The 19,190-nt window shown below is 69.2% G+C and carries 15 protein-coding genes; 7 read left to right on the top strand and 8 right to left on the bottom strand.

What is annotated here, in order from left to right; all coding sequences use genetic code 11:
- Position 1: 1 nt before the first annotated feature.
- Positions 2-442 carry an ATP-binding protein gene (locus tag NLX94_RS04315; RefSeq protein WP_052874270.1) on the bottom strand — a complete coding sequence of 147 codons (441 nt, stop codon included), beginning with the start codon at positions 440-442 and terminating at the stop codon, positions 2-4.
- Positions 443-618: 176 nt separating this feature from the next.
- Between NLX94_RS04315 and NLX94_RS04310 the strand changes: the two genes are divergently transcribed.
- Entirely contained in the window at positions 619-1,896 is a 1,278-nt protein-coding gene (locus NLX94_RS04310; protein WP_254381184.1) for a helix-turn-helix domain-containing protein, read from the top strand.
- On the top strand, positions 1,893-2,447 hold the full coding sequence (locus NLX94_RS04305; protein WP_254381183.1) for a flavoprotein: 555 nt from the start codon (positions 1,893-1,895) through the stop codon (positions 2,445-2,447). The genes NLX94_RS04310 and NLX94_RS04305 overlap by 4 nt, the downstream gene beginning before the upstream one ends.
- A 110-nt stretch (positions 2,448-2,557) precedes the next feature.
- Here NLX94_RS04305 and NLX94_RS04300 read toward each other — a convergent pair whose 3' ends face one another.
- From NLX94_RS04300 to NLX94_RS04280, 5 genes are all read right to left on the bottom strand, one after another.
- Entirely contained in the window at positions 2,558-2,941 is a 384-nt protein-coding gene (locus NLX94_RS04300; RefSeq protein WP_052874268.1) for a hypothetical protein, read from the bottom strand.
- A gap of 112 nt (positions 2,942-3,053) precedes the next feature.
- On the bottom strand, positions 3,054-4,754 hold the full coding sequence (locus NLX94_RS04295; protein WP_254381182.1) for a relaxase/mobilization nuclease domain-containing protein: 1,701 nt from the start codon (positions 4,752-4,754) through the stop codon (positions 3,054-3,056).
- Complete coding sequence (locus NLX94_RS04290) at positions 4,751-5,146, bottom strand: DUF1778 domain-containing protein (protein WP_052874337.1); 396 nt, start codon at positions 5,144-5,146, stop codon at positions 4,751-4,753. Before NLX94_RS04290 ends, NLX94_RS04295 begins: the two co-directional genes overlap by 4 nt.
- Before the next feature lie 855 nt (positions 5,147-6,001).
- Complete coding sequence (locus NLX94_RS04285; protein ID WP_052874266.1) at positions 6,002-6,700, bottom strand: ATP-binding protein; 699 nt, start codon at positions 6,698-6,700, stop codon at positions 6,002-6,004.
- The gene (locus NLX94_RS04280; RefSeq protein ID WP_254381181.1) at positions 6,697-7,617 is read right to left on the bottom strand and encodes a hypothetical protein; all 921 of its coding nucleotides are present in this window, start codon (positions 7,615-7,617) and stop codon (positions 6,697-6,699) included. Before NLX94_RS04280 ends, NLX94_RS04285 begins: the two co-directional genes overlap by 4 nt.
- A gap of 568 nt (positions 7,618-8,185) precedes the next feature.
- Here NLX94_RS04280 and NLX94_RS04275 point away from each other — a divergent pair.
- From NLX94_RS04275 to NLX94_RS04265, 3 genes are all read left to right on the top strand, one after another.
- Positions 8,186-8,437: a helix-turn-helix domain-containing protein gene (locus NLX94_RS04275; RefSeq protein WP_052874264.1), complete on the top strand. Its 252-nt coding sequence runs from the start codon at positions 8,186-8,188 to the stop codon at positions 8,435-8,437.
- A 235-nt stretch (positions 8,438-8,672) separates the two neighbouring features.
- The gene (locus NLX94_RS04270; protein WP_254381238.1) at positions 8,673-8,951 is read left to right on the top strand and encodes an AlpA family transcriptional regulator; all 279 of its coding nucleotides are present in this window, start codon (positions 8,673-8,675) and stop codon (positions 8,949-8,951) included.
- 57 nt (positions 8,952-9,008) lie between these two features.
- A complete protein-coding gene (locus NLX94_RS04265) occupies positions 9,009-10,286 on the top strand; it encodes a site-specific integrase (protein ID WP_052874263.1) in 1,278 nt (425 codons plus the stop codon).
- Between the two features lie 26 nt (positions 10,287-10,312).
- Here the strand turns inward: NLX94_RS04265 and NLX94_RS04260 are convergent, their stop codons facing one another.
- A complete protein-coding gene (locus NLX94_RS04260) occupies positions 10,313-14,341 on the bottom strand; it encodes a hypothetical protein (protein WP_254381180.1) in 4,029 nt (1,342 codons plus the stop codon).
- A gap of 440 nt (positions 14,342-14,781) precedes the next feature.
- Positions 14,782-15,990 carry a magnesium and cobalt transport protein CorA gene (locus NLX94_RS04255; RefSeq protein WP_254381179.1) on the bottom strand — a complete coding sequence of 403 codons (1,209 nt, stop codon included), beginning with the start codon at positions 15,988-15,990 and terminating at the stop codon, positions 14,782-14,784.
- A 185-nt stretch (positions 15,991-16,175) separates the two neighbouring features.
- Here NLX94_RS04255 and NLX94_RS04250 point away from each other — a divergent pair, with 185 nt between their 5' ends.
- Together NLX94_RS04250 and NLX94_RS04245 are read left to right on the top strand one after the other, a co-directional pair.
- Positions 16,176-17,315: a winged helix DNA-binding domain-containing protein gene (locus NLX94_RS04250; RefSeq protein ID WP_254381178.1), complete on the top strand. Its 1,140-nt coding sequence runs from the start codon at positions 16,176-16,178 to the stop codon at positions 17,313-17,315.
- A 228-nt stretch (positions 17,316-17,543) separates the two neighbouring features.
- Entirely contained in the window at positions 17,544-19,103 is a 1,560-nt protein-coding gene (locus tag NLX94_RS04245; protein ID WP_254381177.1) for an AMP-binding protein, read from the top strand.
- Positions 19,104-19,190: the final 87 nt, after the last annotated feature.

Raw genomic sequence — 19,190 nt, 5'->3', positions numbered from 1 at the left:
TTCAACTCCTTTGCAGGGGAGGCTGCGTGATGGACGGCGTGACCGAGGTGGGTACGGACAGATCGAGCTCGGCCCAGCAGGACTTGCCGTCGGCGCTGTGGTCGACGCCGTGCCGATCGGCGAGGGCGTCGATGATCAGCAGCCCGCGGCCGTCCTCGGCGTCCGTACGGGGTGGGCGTGCGTGGGGGAGGACGGAACTCCGATCGCGGACCTCGAAGCGCAGTCGGCTGCCGCGCAGGCGAGCGGTTACGGAAGTAGCTTCGTTTCCCGTGTGCTGAACGGCGTTCGCCAGCAGTTCGCCGGCCACGACCTCTGCCGCGCACATGCCGTCGGTGCCGATGACCGAGCGCCAGCCCCTGATCTCGTACATCACCTGGTGCCGGGCGCGAGCGGCGCCCTCGGGCGTACTCGTGACGGCCAGCGTGACCTCGTGCACTTCCATGAGCAGCCTCCTGGAGGGGTGCGGTTCCACCAGGCAAGCGGGTCAGGAGGCGGCTGCGCGACGGGCCGCGCAGCCCCTGCATCGTTCATGCACGTTGTGCATGGCGGGCAAGTTCGTTGCAGCTAGGCTCGGTTGAGCAGGCAGGATCGGTCTCGGCAGAAGGGGCCGTGGCGGAGATGGTCGACACGCAGGGTGAGGTGCACCGGATCGGTGAACTGATCCGCCGGGCTCGGGTCTTACAGGGCCGCTCACAAGCGGACGTGGCCGGCGAGCTGGGGTATCACCAGTCGAAGATCAGTCGGCTGGAGGGCGGGCGCGGAACGGACGACATCCGGGTCCTGCGCGACGTCGCCCGCGTCCTGCGCATTCCTCCGGCCCGACTCGGTCTGGCGGAGGCCGCCCCGGAAGCCGATCCCCACGACCCGGAGACAGAGGAAATGCTGCGCCGCCGTACCTTCCTTGCCGCCAGCGTCACCGCGCTCACAGCCTCGGTCGCGCCGACGGCTGCGCACCCTGCGCTCGTCCAGGCACTCCTGCCCGGGATGCAGGTGCCTCCGACGACGGAAGCGCCGGCGTCCGGGGAACTACGAAACCGGGCAACGGCCATCCGGCGCCTCTGGAGCACGTGCGACTACGCGGAGCTGGAGCGGACCCTTCCCGGCCTGATCACCGATCTCCGCCACTGCATCGCCGACTCCCCGCAGGCCGAGGAGCTTCCCCGCTTCCTGGCCACGGCCTACCAGACCTCGGCCAGCCTCTTGCTCAAGCAGGGAGACCCCGGCACGGCGTGGCTCGCCGTCGGGCGAGCGATGGCCGAGGCCGAACGCTCGGGTGATCCGCTCGTCCTCGCCGCCAGCGTTCGCCTCCACGCGCACGTCCTGGTCCGCGAACAGCACGCCGGCCAGGCCGTCACGCTGATCAAGCACACGGCTTCACAACTCGCCGGCGCGTACGACCGGCAGCCCCACCACCACCTCTCCGTGCTCGGGTTGCTGCTACTGCGCGGAGTCACGGCTGCCAGTAGGGCCGGGGACCGCGCTGCCACCGCAGAGTTCCTGGCCGAGGCCAAGGAGGTGGCGAAGTACGTCGCCCTGGACCACCCCGACGCCTGGGCCAACTTCAGCCCCACCAACGTGGCCCTCCACGAGGTCAGCGCGGCCGTTTCCTTCGGCGATGCGGGTGTCGCCATCGACATCGCCCGTCCGCTCATGCGCCGCCACATCCCGGTTCCCGAGCGCCGGGCCGCCCTGTGGGTGGAAGCCGCCCGTGCCTACGCACAGCAGGGCCGCCTCGCCGACGGCTACCAGGCCCTGCGGATCGCGGAGACCTGCGCAGCCCAGGACGTACGGCGACCAGCCGTCCGGGACCTGGTCGCCGACATGGCAGCGCGCGACCGTCGGCGTACGCTGCCAGAGCTCCACCACTTCAGCCGCCGACTGGGAGTACCCGCGTGACCGAGCCGCAGCGCAAGCCCTTCCTGTACGTCGTCGTCTGCGCGGCCGGGATCGCGGGCGACGTCGGCAAGCTGATCGACGCCGCGCACGGGCGGAGCTGGGACGTCGGCGTCGTCGCCACCCCGCAGGGGCTTCCCTTCCTCGACGTTGCCGCGATCGAGGAGCGGACCGGTTACCCCGTCCGCTCCGCCTGGCGCGCGCCCGGCGTCTCACGGTCCTTCCCACCCGCCGATGCGATCGCCGTAGCCCCGGCCACCTTCAACACGGTCAACAAGTGGGCGGCCGGCTTCGCGGACAATCTCGCCCTCGGCATCCTCTGCGAGGCTCCGGGCATGGGCATCCCCACCGTCGTCCTGCCGTACGTGAACACCGCCCTCGCGGCCCACCGCGCGTACCAGCGGAGCCTTGCAGAGCTGCGCGAGATGGGTGTTCTGGTCGGCAGTTACGAGCCTCACCACCCGAAGTCCGGCGGTGGTGCCGACCGCTTCCGCTGGGAGGAAGCCGTCGACCTCCTGGCTCCGTTGCTGGCGGCAGGGGCCGCCCACCACTGATCCTGCGACTGCCAGTGGGTAAGGCCTGCCGGACTTGCGCGTCGGGAACGCCTGTGACCGGTGACCGGGAGGTACCCGGTCACCGGTCGCATAGTGCTGTTCAGGGCCCGTCAGTCTTCATAGGGGAGGTATATGCCGCCATCCGGAGCGGCGATGGCGCACAGGCGCTCGTACTCGGTGCGGTCTTCCTCTGTCATGTGCGGGAGTACGTCCATGACCATGCGGGCTTCGGGGTGCCGGGCGAAGTACGAGTACAAGAGCTCGATGAGGGCCTCCACGGCGGTGTCCTGCTCGAGGGCAGCCGCAGCGTTGCGGGCGCTCAGTGCTGCCACGGCTTCGAGTTCGGCGCGCGTGGCCTGGAAGGCGGTGGCCTGTTCGGCCCGTGTGAAGGGGCGCCCGTCACTGTGGGACCAGGTGTTGGTGTCGGGCCGGAGCTTGAAGTCCGCGTCCAGCAGCAGGGCGATGATTTCGACGCGCAGTTCGGTTTCGGGCATGCAGGGGTTCCTTACGGGGTGGGGTCGGTGGTGATGTTTTCAATGCTCCGGAAAATCCCCGGTTTGGCTGACCGGGGATCGTCGGCTATGTAGGGACGGACGCGTCCTGGCGTCAGCGTCGGCGGGAGGTGTTGTTCGCGACCTTCGGAGCCGGTTGTGTGGTCGCCGTGCGCCGGGGGAGCGATGCTGCGGGATCGGCAGGCAGGTGCGCGAGACGGCGGAGACGCCAGACGAGGACGTCGCTGACGGAGGTGGCGCTGTCCAGCTCCCGGTGCCGCGTGGCTTCTGCGAGGAGGCGGTCCGGGTTGTGGCCTGCGGCCCGGGTATCGGCGAGGGTGGCCGCCAGGGCGGGCCAGCCCGGCTCGGCCAGAACTTGTTCGGCGATCTCGGGCAGCGCCTGGCGTAGGACGGCTGCCTGTCGTCGCTGCAGTGACAGGGAGCGGCCTCGCTGGTGGAGCACGGACATCGGATGGGCGGCCGCGATCTCGTAGGCGGCGCCTAGGTGTTCGGCGGCTTGACGGGCGGCTTCGGCTTGCTGGGCGTGGTGCTTCTTGGCGTGCCAGTTCGCCGCCGTGGTGACGAGGAAGAACGCGGTGTCGATGAGCATGGCGGTGGTGGCGCCGTCCTCTCCGCTGCCGAGGGCTGGTCCGCTGTGGGTGAGGTCGTGCGCGGCCTGGCGCAGGGCGCGGTCGTGCCCGCGTACGGCGCGGACGTGGGAGCGCGAGGCCCGCTCGAACGCGAAGGCTGCATCCCGGAGTTCTCGTCGGGTGTGGGCGGCGGAGGTGTTGGCGAGCGCGTCGAGGACCTCGCCGGCAGCGGCGATCTGGGCTGCTACCGTGCCATCCTCGCCGTGCTCGATGAGCAGCAGTGACTGCCAGGTAGCTGCGGTGGCGCGGCGGCGGGCGTACGCCGGGCCGGTCACCGGCGGGAGATCGGGCTGCTCCGGTGAGACGACTTCGTCTGAGGAGGGTTCTGCCGGCGGGGTCCAGCGTTCGCGGATGCGGGGCAGGGAGAGGTCGGGGGCGAGCTTGGATCCCGAGTAGAAGACGGGCTCGCCGTGCTTGTTTCGGTCGTCGGGCAGGGCCACGGTGTAGCCGAGGAGGTCCCCGGACGGCGCCACGCGCTGCTTTACGAGGACACCGGCATGGGTGAGGCGGCCGAAGAACTCCTCCTCGCTCCGGGCACCGGCCGCCGCGCGTCGGACGCTCTCGCGCAGTTCCTCCCTCGGGGTGCGTTCCCGCTGGTGGCGGTCGGCTTTGTGGCGTTCGGCGCTGGTGGGGCGCTGGGCTGAGGTTCCGTCACCGGTGTCGAGGCGGCGCAGGCCGTATTGGGCCTCGATGAGACGGGCTTCGGCCTGGGAGCGCTTGGCTTCGTTGTGGCGGCGAGGCCGGCGGCCGTCCTCGCGGACGGTGGTGGCGATGATGTGGATGTGGTCGTCGGCGTGACGGACGGCTGCCCAGCGGCAGGCGGCGGTGTCACCCTCGGGGGCCATGCCGGTGGCGGCAACCATGCGGCGGGCGATGTCGCCCCACTGTTCGTCGGTGAGGATCGGGTCCTCGGGCGCGGCACGTACGGACAGGTGCCAGACGTGCTCGGTGGGGCGCCGTGACTTGGGAAGGGCTTCGACGGGCTGGTCGAGGAGCCTTTGCAGGTCCGCGTAAGCGGCCTTCGTGTTGCGCCCGGGGTCGGGTACCAGGCTGTCCCAGGCCGCCACGAGGTGCGGGTCGGTGTGTTCCTCGTGGGTGCCGGGGCCGTAGAGGTAGCGGATCAGGCCGATGGTGCGGGTGCCCATCTTGTGGATGCGGGGGATCATCCGGCGGGGGTCTCCGTCTCTACGTAGCGCTGGGTGAAGTCGTCCACGCGCTCGGCGGTCCGCTGGACAGCGTCGAGGACCGCCTTGGCATGCGGGGCGTCGGCGCCGGAGTTCAGGACGGTGGCGACCTGGTTGAGGTTGTTGCCGATCTGGCCGAGGGCCCGGCGCAGCGCGAACAGCTCCCTGACCATGTCCCGGTGGGTGGCGATCTCGGCTTCGGTGTGGGCGAGATCGCGGGCGGCCTTCAGAGCGGTGTGGGCGAGGAAGCCGGCGATGCTCATGTGGCAGGCGGACGCGGCGTGGGTGAGGAGCTGGAATTCTTCGTCGTTCATGCGGCAACTGGGCTGGTGCATGCGCTTCTTCTCGGCGAGCAGGCGTTCACGCTGGCGCACGTGCGATGTCGTTGGGGCGGTGTGCGTGCAGCGGGGGGTGTGGCAGGTGTGCAGTCCCTCCGTCTCGTGGTGCGATCCGGCCTTGGCCGCGTCCCGAAGGACCGGCACCCCCTGGTGCCGGTCCGCTCCCGCCACCCCTGGGGTGGGGGAGCCCAGAGCATTGCTCCCGACGGGAGCAATGCTCTGGGTACAACTTGCTCCTCCTGAGGATGGAAGCGAGGGCATGTGCTCGTCGTGGCTGGGACCGTCGTGCGGTGGGTTGTGCATGCGTGTCCTTGAAGCGGTAGAGGCTGGTCGTGTGAAGGGGTTGTTGGGCGGGGTCGACCGGTTGGGGACCGCTCGCTCGTGACGCGAGACGCTGCCGGTGCTGTCCGGGGACCGGGCGGGGACGGTCCCGTTTCGGGGAGGCGCTCGGTCCCCGGCCGTAGGGGCGTGGGGGACCGGTCCCGTCTCGGTCCCCGTAGTCGTGGGTGGGGACGGTCCCCTACGTGGTGACCTGACGGTCCCCGAACCGCCGCAGGGCGGTCCCGGATGGTGGGGACCGTAGGGACGGTCCCCACTGAGTCGGGGGACGTCAGGCGGGGGTGACCTGCGGAAACAGAGTTGGGGACCGGTCCCCGTGGCGGTCGGCGCGAGCAGCGCAATCAGGGGACGGTCCCCGATCGACAGCTGTCGGTCCCCTCCTGGGCGAGGGCGTCGTCAGGCGGGACCGGGGCTCGTTTGGGGACCAGGACCGGGTTGGGGACCGTCATGGGGACGGGACCGGGAGCGGGGTGGGGACGGTCCCCGGACGGCTCGGGTCAGTGGTTCGGTCCTCACGATGACGGGGACCGGCCCGGGCGGGGACCGTGGTGGTCAGGAGCCCGACGGCTGGGTGCGTCGGCGGTCCGGGCCGTTGAGGATGACGCGGGTGGTCATCTCTGCCAGGCGGGAGGCGACGCGGTCCCCGACTGCGTTGCGGAGTTCCGCGATCGGCAGGTTGGTGGTGATCAGGGTCGGGAGCATCTCGGTGTAGCGGCGGTTGATCAGCCGGTACGTCAGCTCCTCGGTCCACTCGGACTGCTTGGCCGCGCCGAGGTCGTCCAGGATCAGCAGCGGGCACCGGCCGAGCTCCTGGATCTCCCGCTCGGGGTCGTGGTTGGGCCGGGGCCGGAGCTGGGCGTAGAGGTCGGCGGAGGTGACCGCCTGCCAGCGCAGGCGTACTCCGGCGGCCAGCAGCGAGCGGACGGCTCCGTAGGCCTGATGGGTCTTGCCGATGCCGGTGGGTCCGGCGATCAGCAGCGAGGGGCCGTAGGCGATGCCCCGGGTACCGGCCGGCCCGTTTCGCCCGGCGCGGGTGACCGCCTCCACCCAGCCCAGGACTTCGGGTTGGGTGGCGAGTGCCTCGCGGTAGCGGGGCGGGATGCGACGGTCGGCGAGATCCAGGGCGGTCACCGGCTCCACTGTGGGCCCGGCGGGTGCGGTGTCGGGGTCGATGCCCTTGGCAGCGAGAATGGCCTGGAGACGGGCTGCCAGGGTGCCAGCACGCTGGGGTTCGCGGGTCGCGGTGGTCACAGCTGGCCTCCGTAAGCGGCTTCGGCGTCAACGGGGTTGGTGTACGGCTGAGGGGCCCGGCGGGCGCCAGCACTGGCCTGGGGCGGGTTCATGGCCTCGTTGACCAGACTGGGCAGCAGGCTCGGGTAGAGGCTCTTGAGGCGCATGCGATCGACCCCGGCGCGGATGTGGTCCGGGTCGATGCCTTCGTGCAGCAGCTTGCTGATCTCCCGGCCGACGTGGCCCAGGACTTTCTCCGGAGGGCGCTTCCCGCACGCGGCGGCGTACTCGGCGACCAGTTTCTGGGCCGTTGCGGTCTGGGGTGTGGCGGGGGCGCTCGCGCCTCCCAACGGAGATCCTAGATCCATGATCCTAGGTCCTAGATCCGGACCGTGAGGGCTCGCCGCAGGCTCCCGGACTTCCTGCTGATGCTGCACGGAGGGCGCACTGAAATCGTCCTGACCTGCGGCTATTGGGATCATCGAAGCGGCATGAGGTGTGGGTGCGAGCTCCGGGACGGGTGCCGGATGGTGCACGGACGCCTCCCGGAGCCCTCCCTGCGCCAGCGGTGAAGTCAGGGGTACCCGGCCGCCGTCGTGGTAGGGGCAGTTCGGGTGCCGGACACCGCTGGGGCGGTTGACCTTCTGGTGCTTGGAGAAGGTCACGATGTGCAGGTACCGCTTGCCGTCCTCGCCCTCGTACCGGCAGATGAGTTCATTGCCGGCGAGCTGGGTGAGGTCGTCCTCGACCTCGATGGGGCCGTGTTCGGGGCGCAGGGACCACAAGAGGCCCGCGATGACGGCGGACTGGTCTCGGAACCGGCCGTGGTCGTCGGCCTGGGTGAGCAGGCCGAAGAACGTCCGCTCCGCGGTGATGCTGACGGCGGCCAGCGATTCGGAGCTGAAGGCTTCCGGCTTGATGGTGCGGATGCGTGCCATGCCTATCGCCCCGCCTTCGCCTGCTGCTGGGACGGCGACGCCGGGGTGGGCGCGGGTGTGCGGACGGCTGCTTCGGCCGTACTGTTGGGCATAGACGTTCCTCAGATCCGTTCAGGAGTGGGCGGTTTGGACAAGGGACTCCCATCGGCTCTCGGCGCTGCAACGCCGGGAGCCGATTCCTTTGTCAGGGGGTGCTTGGCCAAGACAGCCACACCCGGCCCGCGCAAGTCCAGCGAATCCGCACTCGAAAAGCGCCAGATCGCATCGCTGATCGCGAACGTCTTCACAGTAAGGGCGAATCCCCGGTTGACCAAAAAGTCGACGGCGTGGGGAGAGCGAGGGAGATCGCACCGCGAAAGCCATTGACCGGGGTAGGCGAGCCGATCTATGTTTCCGCCGCCGGAGCCACTGATGGTGTGCGTACCTCTGTGGTCCGAGATGGCTCCTAGTTCCGCAATGGCCGCCTATGCGTGAATCGCCAGTTCGTTCTCCGCGAAACGGGCTCCAAAGTCCCATGTCTGGGCTTCCGTGATTACGAGAACCCGGGAACCCGAGCTACAACAGACGCATGCCCCGGAGAGCTACGGAAATCGGTCCCGCCGGAGAGCGGACCGCCCACGCCATCGAGCGGCTGCGCACCTCGCGCGGATTCGCCCAGCGAGAGCTCGCTGCCCGTGTCACCGAGCTCGGCCACCCCATGACCAACACCATGCTGTCCCGCATCGAACGCACCCGCCGGCGCTGCGACGTGGATGACCTCGTCGCCATTGCGGCCGCCCTCGGTGTCTCCCCACTCGCCTTGCTCCAGCCCGCGACGTAGGGGTCCGGGGTGGGTGCGCCGTGATGCCGCCCCGGCTTATACCCGACGATCCCCGGTCAGCCAAACCGGGGATTCTCCAGACCATTGAAGTAGTCCGCTCCACCTGCCTGACAGTAAGTGGGGGCGGACTCGTCATGCCCGATGTCCGTCGCCACAGGCTGTCGACGGAAGACCCCGAAGGTTTCGATACGTGCGAAGTGCTGCTTGTGACAGTGAATTGCTGGCGAATGTCCGTATGTCTCCCCGTGTGTCGCCGCTGCGGAGGGGGTTTCTGAACGTGCGTGAAACCGCCGAATACCTGGGTCTGTCACCCGACACCCTTTACGTGTGGCGGCACCGTCGCCAGGGTCCGCCGAGTTTTCGTATGGGGCGGAGCGGACGCGTGATGTACCGGATCGAAACGCTTGACGAGTGGATCCGGGAACAGGAGCAGGCGGACTCCCGCAGTAACACTTCCCTAAATCCGGTGAATGCCGCCCCTCAGCGCCGCGCCGGGTACTCGGCCACGGCCTGACCGATCTACCCGGCCTTACCACCCGCCCTACGTGCAACCCTTAATCCGAGGAATTCTTTGGCTGGCTATATCGAAGACCGTTGGATCAAAAAGAAGAAGGATCCCGTCACAGGGAAGCGTGAGCGTACGACCCGTTACGGCAAGGGGTCTCGGTATCGTGTCGCTGGAATCCCGGGCGTCCGGGACATGTCGTTCGATGTGCTGGAGGACGCCAAGGGGTGGCTCCGGCGGTCCGGCACCGACAGCGAGCGGGGCGAGTTCGTCGACCCGCGCGACGGCTCCATCACCTTGACGGACTTCGTCACGCGCCACTGGCGCGCCGGCGTTCGCGGCGCGCCGGGCACGGTCAAACGAGTTGACGAGCGTGTACGACTCCACATCCTTCCGCACCTCGGTGCGGTGGCGCTGCGCGACGTGTCGGCGACCGTCCTGCGCGGCTACATAGCCACGCTCGAAGGCGAGTGCTCTCCACGGTACGCCCGGCAGATCCTCACCTCTCTATCGAACATCTTCGAGACCGCGATCGACGACAAGCGCCTCGTCCGCAACCCGATGCGGGCCAAGACGGTGCGTTGGCCGAAGGCCCCAGACGAGGATCGTGACGCGTGGCCGCTGGCAACGGCGCAGCGGGTACGGGACGTGATCAATCCTCGGTACCGGATCGCGGTCGTCGTCGCGCTGGGGTGTGGGCTGCGCCAGGGAGAGGTGTTCGGGCTGTCGCCGAAGGACATCGACTTCGAACGCGGCGTCATCCGAGTGCGCAGACAGGTGCAACTTCTCTCCGGGCGCCTCTACTTCGCCCTGCCCAAGGGCGGCAAGACGCGCATCGTCGACATGCCCCGCTCGGTGGCTGCGGAACTGGCCGCGTACTTCCCCGACCATCCGGCGGTCGACGTCGAGCTCCCCTGGGGCGGACCGGAGCCCGACCGGGAGAAGCAGAGCTTCCCGCTCGTCCTCACGACGACGTACGGCAACGCCATCCGCGCCAACATCTTCAACGACGAGGCCTGGAAGCCGGCCCTCGCCGCGGCCGGAATCATTCCCGTACGGGAGAAGGGTGCGCGGTGGAAGGCTTCACGCAAGGACGGCTTCCACGTGCTCCGGCACACGTACGCCTCGGTCCTCCTCGAAGCGGGGGAGTCCATCGTGACGCTCGCCCGGTGGCTCGGTCACTCAAGTCCGACCATCACCCTCGACCACTACGCCCACTTCATGCCGGAGGCCGGCGGCAAGGGCCGCGCGGCCATCGACGCACTACTCGGCACGGTGCCCGAGTACGTACCTGAGGACCTGGTTTCGTCGCACCGGAGCACTACCGGTCTCACCGAAGGGTGACGAACCACCTCGACCCGCCGATGCCCTCAACCGTCGGTCGCAGCGAAGAGACGCGCCGCATGGTCGGGGTCGAGGTCCCATTGCAGGGTGATGGCCGTCATGCCGTCCAGCTGGAGGTAGTCCTCTGTTGGATGCGCGGTCGCCCCTTGGGCGATGGCGCTAGCGAGGTTCGCCACGCCAGAGTCCTGGAAGGCAGGGCCCTCGGCGATCTCTCTCTCCACCCGACGAGCGAGGGTGTCGAGGAAGTCGAGGATCGCAGCGATGACCGGATCCCCCTGGCGTAGTCCACCAACCACGCTGCGTGCCTGTTGGAACTGCGCCACCGCCTCGTCGGCGGTGCTCTGGTGCCTCGCGTCTGTGTCCCTGAGCGTCGCGAGGTGAGCCAGCCCGGAGAGGCATTGGAGGGCCTGGTGGGCGTCGATGGCAGCATCGGTGAGTGGGGTCGGGTGTCCTTCAGGAAGCTCGGTGCTCCAAGCGTCGAAGAGGCCGGTCCCCGGCCACAGGGCCGTCTGAAGCTGTTGCGCCATGAGCCTGACTGGCTTGCCGTCGACAAAGGGAACGAGCAGGACGGCCCTGCGGCTGCCCTGGGAGCCGGGATCGTGCTTCAGCAGCGAGCACAGCTGTTCCACTGCCGTCGGCCACTGAGTGAGTTCGGCGAGCTCCACACCCACCGCAAGTTCCGCGGCAGGCCACTCCGTTGAGTCCGCGTCTGAGACAGGTCTGGTGTACACGCTGATGCGGATCCCTGCTGCCCTGGCGCTGGACTGGAGTTTCAGGGGCAGGGCCTCTGCTCGTGCGCCGGCGGCTCGGCGGGCAAGGTCTGCTGCCCGAGAGAGTGCCTGCGCGGATGGTCCTGATCGCGCCGCGGCCCTGAGCTCCTTGTGTCCGAGGGTGCCCCAGGCGAGTTCGGCCAGAACGGCATGCAGGTCTGCGAGGTTCCTCACGAGGTGATCGAGGACATCCGGAGGGTCCTGGCCGATGAGGTGCCAGCGCTCCTCATCCCGCACCTGCATGGCGAGGCTTGGCAGGCTGTCGCCGACGTAGCTGGCGAGCGCTGCATACCCGTTGGGGTCGGCGAGCCTTCGCGTGAGGTTCTCGGCGATCCCGTTCACCAGGTGTTGCAGGTGGTCGCTTCCACCTCCTGGAACGTCGTCGCCGACGGGGAGCGTGGACAGGAACGAAGTGTCGACGGGGAGCGTCAGTGACGCGGCCCAGTCCAGTAGCGCTGCCTGCGTCGTGCGTAGGCCTTCGACCTCTTTGGGTCGACCGCGACCGACGCACCAGGCTTGGGTCAGATCCGTCAGGTATTGGTGGAGCACGGGGAGTGAGGAGGCTGCGGTTGCGGTGCGGGTGGTCCAGTCGGTATGGCCAGCCACCGTTGCGCCGATCAGTGTGCGGGTGCGAGTCCACGCCACCGTGGCGGGCGATCTGTCGTATTGCCGCTTCAGAAGGCTGACCCCGCTGGTGAAGTCACCAATGGTCAGGGGCAGCCCACCGGGTAGCAGATTTTGGATGTCGGCACTCTCGCACTGTGGAAGGCAGCGCAGCAGCATCCGCCCGAGCTCCCTGACCTCCTGTTCGGCGTCCGGTCGTGCCTGGTCCGATACGTGGAGGAGACGGGCGTATGCGACCCGGCTCCCTTCGCGATCGACGATGGACGCCTCAGTGACCCACGGTGAACGGGCCACGAGGGTGTCCAGCACACGTTCCTCCCCGCCTGCGAGTTGCAAGAGCTGTTCGGCCAGGGGCACCGATGCGGTCCGGGCTGTGGAGAGGATGTCCCCGAGGAGATCGACCGGTGCGCTGGCGAGTAGCTGGCCGAATGGCGAATCGGCGAGCACCTTCGGCCCACCCGCGAGATCCAGACCAGTCCCGGCAAGGACGGCGAGCAACCGCTGGGATTCGACGGGCTCCTCGCACTGGGACAGGAGGAGGCAGATCGCTGCTTTGCCGAGCCGTTCCACGAGCGCGTTGCGCAGCGGCGAACCGGAGGTATCCGCCGCTCGGATCTCGGTGATGGCCGCGGCGATCTCGGGTTTGAGCTGCGGCAGCAGGTCCCCGTCCACGAGCGCGAACTGAAGGGTGGTGCGGCGCAACGCGGGTGGGATCCGGTGTCGGTCGAGGGTCCGGAGCCAGTCGGCCGCAGTGCGGTTGACGTCGACCAGCCGTAGAGCCTGCAGAACGCCGGTGGTCGCCTTTACGGAGGGGCGCTGGCCGAGTTCGACCGCGAGCTGGTCCAGTACGACGGGATCCAGCACGGGGTGTTCGGTGAGGACGCCGGCGATGAACGGCTGAAGCTGTGAGTCCGTCAGTATGCGCATCACCGCGAGTACGGTCTCGTCCAAGATCGGCGGCGGAATCGCGTGTACGGCGTCGGCCAGATGCGCCGAGCGCAGTTGGTGCAGCCCGGACAGGAGTCCCCGCCGTTCGTGGACGAGATGCTCATCGGCAAGGCGGGACAACGCCGTGCGAAGGTCCGTGTCTCCAAGGCCCAGCTGTTGCTGAAGTGCCCGTACGGGCAGATCGACGCCCCACTGGTGGGCGATCGAGATCCTGGCCAGGATCTCGATCTCTGCCTGGCGTCCTTCGGCCACGCGCCGCTCGACCTGCTCTGACAGGACATCCGAGAGCCTGCGTCCGCGGGTGAGTAGATGCGTGAATTCCAGGGTCAGGCCGTTTGCCGCGTCGTACGCTTCCCGCCAATGCGCGGCAGCCGTGGTGCCGGTGGCCGACAACCCGGCGTGGATCTGCTCGGCGACCTCCTCATCGAGGGTGACCTCGATCTGGGTACAGTCGACCCGGCTTCGGAGGGGCAGAAGGTCCTCGCTCCGGACCGAGCCGAGGAGCAGGACACCGGGGATCGGGGCGAGCTCGCGGTAGAGGACATCCCATGCCTCGGCCGCTCCGATACCGATGCCGTCCACCACGAATCCGACCGGAGAGCGGGTCGTGGGTTGCAACGCCCTCGCAAGCCTTACGAGCGGGACCGCATCGTCCGCCTGGAGCCGCCTGATGCGGTACCAGAGCACGTGTCTGGTCACGTAGGCAGCCGTCCACATCACGGCGGACTTGCCGATGCCCGACGGGCCGGTCACGAGGACGCTCTGCCCCCGATGGATCGCATCCGCCACCCGCCCGGTCAGGACAGGCCTGGGGGCCGGAAGCCCGGCAGTGATGTGGCCGGGCTGCACGTTGACGCCTTCGTGGAAGCCGGCGGCCTGGAGCGGCCGGTCGAAGTCGACAGGCTCGCAGAGGCCCGTGGCCAGTGCCTCCTCCAGCGATGCACGGTCGATGGTTTCCGCGACCTCGGTCGCAATCCCTGCAATGTTCGTTCGACTCAGTCCTGCCGCTCCCGACAGGGTCGTCTCAGCGTTGGCATCGGCCCGTCTTGCGACGGCGCTGCGCAGGGCCAGCACGACTGCCTCTGCAGCTACCGGCAGCAGCCCGAGCCGTTGGGCTACAGCGGTGCGGGTGTCGTCGGCGGCGGCACGCCATGGCAAGACGTAGAGACTGGCGGCATTGCACCATGCGTCGATTTCATCTTTGGTCAGGCCGGCCTTCGAGGCCTTCGCGTTGAATGCCTGTAGCAACCGGTGGCCTCGCGGTAGGTCACTCAAGGGGTCGCCCCACTGGGTGAACCATTCCCCTTCAACCGGCCGTTCGAGGACAAGAAGGGGCCGACCCTCCAGTCGAGCCTGTACACGCTTCGCGTGCGCCAGGGCCATGGCGACGAGGTGCTCGGCGACCTCGGGTGCGGTGAAGTCGCCGATCCGTTCCTGGCGGGACTTCACCTGGACGTGCCAGGGTGTCGGTCCATCACACGAGAGGTCTTCCAGGCCCTCCGGGACGATGCGATCGGAGTCGAGGGCGCCGGACAGAATGCGGCCGCACAGCCACGCCCCTACAGCGTCTTGGTAGTGGAACCCACGGCCGGCGCGTGCTCCCGAACGCGTCGACACCCACAAGGCCTCGCCAGGTCCGCTGTTCGGTTCGCTTTGCTGCACAGGCACGGGGAGCTGGGCCCGCTTGCTACGCCCCCTGCTCTTGCTGGTCATCCGAGAAGCATTGCAGGCCCGTTGGCCAGCCGTATGGCTTACCAGCACGAAGTCTCCGAGACGGTCGCTGAGGAGCTTCCTCAACGGTTGCTTGTTTTCGCGCTGCCCAGGGCGACGGGAGCAGAATCGCCACGGGTGACTCGACACTCGCAGGAGCCGATGGAGTTGGTCCAGGGCACGCCGGTGTGGTGGATGCTCTGCGGGCCGTTCGGCGGCTCCCAGGGAAGCGCTGGCGTGGTGCTCGCCAGCACTCTCGGTGACGGTAAACAGCGGCTGTCCGACCCAAGCAGAAGCGCACGGAACGCGTGGAGCAGCAGGTGGGAGAGGCGCGGCTCGCTCCCTGGCACTGCGCATTCTCCCCAGATTCTCCCCAGGGCCCCGGATTGACCCCGCGGAGATGTTCGCTGTAGCGAATTCGATCAGGGGCTCTTGCCGACTTTCTACAGCCAGTCGCGCTTCTTGAAGATGACGTAGAGGCTCACGCAGACGACCGCCATCAGCAGGATTGCGAATGGGTAGCCCCCTGCCCACTTCAACTCCGGCATGTCCTCGAAGTTCATGCCGTAGATGGTTCCCACGAGTGTGGGTGCAAAGAGGATGGCGGCCCAGGAGGAGATCTTCTTGATCTCCTCGTTCTGTTCGAAGCCGGCTTCGGCCAGGGCTCGCATTTCGGCGTTCTGTTGTTGGGAGACCAGGGTGGCGTTGACCGTGAGGATTTCGGTGAGGGCCTGGCGGAAGCCGTCCACGCGTTCGCTGGTGTGGGTGACGTGGTCGGCTACGTCGCGGAGGTAGCGCTGGAGTTCCTCGTCCGTGCCGTACTTCGCGAAGCCGGCCATCAGGTTGTGGAGCATGCCCACCAGGGGGCGGGTGGCGCGCTGGAACTCGACCATTTCGCGGGAGAGTTCGTAGATGCGGCGGGAGACTTCCGGGTCTCCGCTGAAGACCTCGGTCTCGATCTCGTCCATGTCGATCTGGACGCCTTCGACCACGGGGGCGTAGCCGTCGACCACCGCGTCGAGGATGGCGTAGAGGGCGGCTTCCGGGCCCAGGGACAGGAGTTCGGGGGACTCCTCCATGCGGCGGCGGACCGCCGAGAGGTCCGGGGCCGCGCCGTGGCGGACCGTGATCAGGAAGTCGGGGCCGACGAAGATGTGGAGCTCGCCGAAGTCGACCTCTTCCAGGGCGTCCAGGTAGCGGGCGGCGCGCAGGACGACGAAGAGGGTGTCTCCGTAGCGCTCCAGCTTGGGGCGCTGGTGGGCCTCCAGGGCGTCTTCGATGGAGAGCGGGTGGAGGTTGAACTCGCCCGCCAGGGAGTGGAGTTCGGATTCGGTCGGGCGGTGCAGACCGATCCAGGCCATGCCGTCGGGCTGTTCGCGCAGCCGGCGGAAGGTGTCGGCGAGCGTGGTGGGGGAGGCGACCCGGACCCCGTCGCGGTAGACGGCGGAGTCGATCACGCTGCGGTGGTCCGCGGGAGTGGGGGCCGGGGGCGGTGGCTTCGGCGCCCGCGGGGGTGCGGCCGGGGGAGCGGCGGGAGCGGCGGCCGGGCGTCGCCAGCCCACGCGCTTCGCGGGCGGGGAGGCGGGTGAGGGGGAGGAGGGTGAGGGCGAGGAGGGGGAGGGCGAGGGGCGGCGGTCTGGTCGCTCCGGCATCGCAGTCAGCTCCCGGTCGAACGGGTGTTTATGGGCAAGGTGCAGGATATCCGGGTGAAAGGGTTGAGGGAGGGAGTGGGGGTCCCTGGGTGTCCGTGGGGGTCCGTAGGGGTCCGTGGGTGTGGGTGCGGACCGGTTCGGAGTTGCGGACAGCATGTGTCCGCATGGGTCGCTACGTTGCTGTCATGGCCTCCAAGACGAAGCGTCCCGTACTCGGCACCCGTGCGTTGAACCGTGCCACGCTCGCCCGCCAGCTGCTGCTGACCCGCTCCGAGATGTCCGCCCAGGACGCCACGGGACACCTGCTCGGGCTGCAGGCGCAGAACGTGAAGCCCCCCTACTTCCAGCTCCACGCCCGCCTCGCCGGATTCGATCCGGCCGAGCTCGCCGGGCTGATGGAGTCCCGGCAGGCGGTCCGGATGGTCACCATGCGGTCCACCATCCACACCCACACCGTCCACGACGCGCTCACCCTGCGCCCGCTCGTCCAGCCCGCCCGCGACCGGGAGATCAACTACTTCCGCAAGGGCCTGGTCGGAGTGGACCTGGACAGGCTGGCCGAGCGCGCGCGGGCGTTCGTGGAGGCCGAGCCGCGGACCATGGCGGAGATACGCGAGGAGCTGCTCAAGGAGTGGCCCGGAGCCGACCCGCAGTCGCTGTCCGTGGCCGCGCGCTGCCGGCTGCCGCTCGTCCAGGTCACACCGCGCGGGGTGTGGGGGAAGAGCGGACAGGTCCGCCTCACCACCTTGAGCGAGTGGGTGGGAGAGGGAGGGGAGGTGCGGGAGCTCGGAGAGGGCTCGGGGATCGACGACGTGGTGCTGCGGTATCTCGGGGCCTTCGGGCCCGCCTCCGTCAAGGACATGCAGACGTGGGCCGGGCTGACCCGGCTGCGCGAGGCCTTCGAGCGGCTGCGGCCCGGCCTGGAGGTGTTCGAGGACGAGAACGGCGTCGAGCTGTTCGACCTGCCCGACGGGCCCCGCCCCGATGCCGGGCAGCCCGCTCCGCCCCGCTTCCTGCCGGAGTTCGACAACCTGCTCCTCTCCCACGCCGACCGCTCCCGGGTGATCGCGCCCGAGCTGAAGGGCAGCACCTGGTCCGGGAACCAGTCCCACTGCACGCTGCTCCTCGACGGTTTCCTCGCCGGGCTCTGGAAGCTGGACGGCCCGACGCTGACCGTCGAGCTGTTCTCCGCCGTCTCCAAGGCCCGTAGAGAGGAGATCGTTGCCGAGGGGGAGGTGCTCCTCGCCGCCATGGGAGAGGTGGGAGAGGGAGGGGACGGGGGCCGTTCGAGTGGCTCCGTCCGCTTCGGGGCCGTCCGCGGCTGAGCCCCGCCTCAGCCGCAGGGCCCGGCCGGAAAGCCCCGGCCGCCCCGCCCCGCCGCGCTCTGGTGGCCGTACCCCGGACACGGCACGATGCCTGGCACGACCGAGATCACCCGCAATCGTTCTCGTTCGTGGAGAGCGGAGAGCCGCCGCCCCGCCCGGCCATCGACGGACGGCGGCGTGCGCGCACTCCGGGCAGCTGTTCGGGATTCGGGACCCTAGGAGAGAGCAATGCGGATTCCCATGACCGTCACGGACTTCCTCGACCGGGCGGAGCTGGGGTTCTCGTCCAGTCCGGGCGTCGTGGACGAGCCGGACCAGCCCGGTCCGCCCGTCCCCGACTCGACCTACGGGAGGCTCGGCGAGCGCGTACGGGCCTGGCAGGCGGGATTCGACGCGCTGGGGGTCGGCGAGGGCGAGCGCGTGGCGGTGGTCAGCCACAACTCCGCCCGGCTCCTGGAGCTGCTCTTCGCGGTGCCGATGAGCGGGCGCGTGTGCGTGCCGGTCAACTTCCGGCTGAAGCCGGAGGAGGTCGACTACGTGGTCCGGCAGAGCGGGGCCTCGGTGCTGCTCGTCGACCCGGAACTGGACGAGGCGCTGTCGGGGGTCAAGGCCCGCCACCGCTTCGTCCTCGGGCCGCAGACCGACGCCGAGCTCATGCGCTTCGGGGTGGAGCCGCGCCCCTGGTCGCACCCGGACGAGGACGCGACGGCGACGATCAACTACACCTCGGGGACCACCGCCCGCCCCAAGGGGGTGCAGCTGACCCACCGCAACATCTGGGTGAACGGGCTCACCTTCGGCCTGCACACCCGGGTCTGGGAGCGGGACGTCTACCTGCACACGCTGCCGATGTTCCACTGCAACGGCTGGGGCATGCCCTTCGTGATGGCCGGGCTCGGCGTGAAGCAGGTCGTGCTGCGCAAGGTCGACGGCGCCGAGATCCTGCGCCGGGTCGAGGAACACGGCGTGACGCTGATGTGCGGTGCGCCCGCCGTGTGGAACACCGTGCTGGACGCGGCGGCGACCTGGGAGGGAGAGATCCCGGGCCGCGACCGGGTACGCGTCGTCTGCGCGGGCGCCCCGCCACCGAGCCGGACGATCCAGCGCATGGGCGAGGAGCTGGGCTGGGAGTTCACGCAGATCTACGGCCTGACCGAGACCTCGCCGCTGCTCACCTTCAACCGGACCCGCCCCGCCGACGCGGAGCTGCCGGCCGGGGAACGGGCGCGCAGGCTCTCCCGCGCGGGGCTGCCCGCGCTCGGGGTCAAGCTGCGGGTCTCCGAGGACGGCGAGGTCCTGGCCAGGTCGAACGTCGTGCTGGAGGGGTACTGGGAGAAGCCGGAGGAGACCGCGGCCGCGCTGCGGGACGGCTGGTTCCACACCGGCGACGGCGGCACGGTCGACGAGGCCGACGGCCATCTGACGATCTCCGACCGGAAGAAGGACGTGATCATCACCGGCGGCGAGAACGTGTCCTCGATCGAGGTGGAGGACGCGATCTTCAGCCATCCGGCGGTCGCGGAGGTCGCCGTCATCGGGGTGCCGCACGAGAAGTGGGGAGAGACGATCAAGGCCCTCGTGGTGCTCGTCGAGGGAGCCGAGGGATCCGGGGGAGGGGCCGTCCAGGAGGCGGAGATCATCGCCCACTGCAAGCAGCGACTGGCCGGGTACAAGGCGCCGACGACGGTCGAGTTCCGCGCCACCATCCCGCGTACGGCCACCGGCAAGATCCAGAAGTTCAAGCTCCGCGAGCCGTACTGGTCCGGCCGGGAGCGGCAGGTGAACTGACCGCCACACCTGTGAACGACCGAGGGGCGGTACGGGGCTGCGCGCAGCCCGGCCAGGCGCTCCTCCAGCGGAGGCAGCCCCTGCGAC

Source organism: Streptomyces sp. TBY4, assembly GCF_024213195.1.
Classification (GTDB): Bacteria; Actinomycetota; Actinomycetes; order Streptomycetales; family Streptomycetaceae; genus Streptomyces.
The sequence above is the reverse complement of the archived record's forward strand: the minus strand, read 5'-3'. Positions and strand labels throughout refer to the sequence as shown.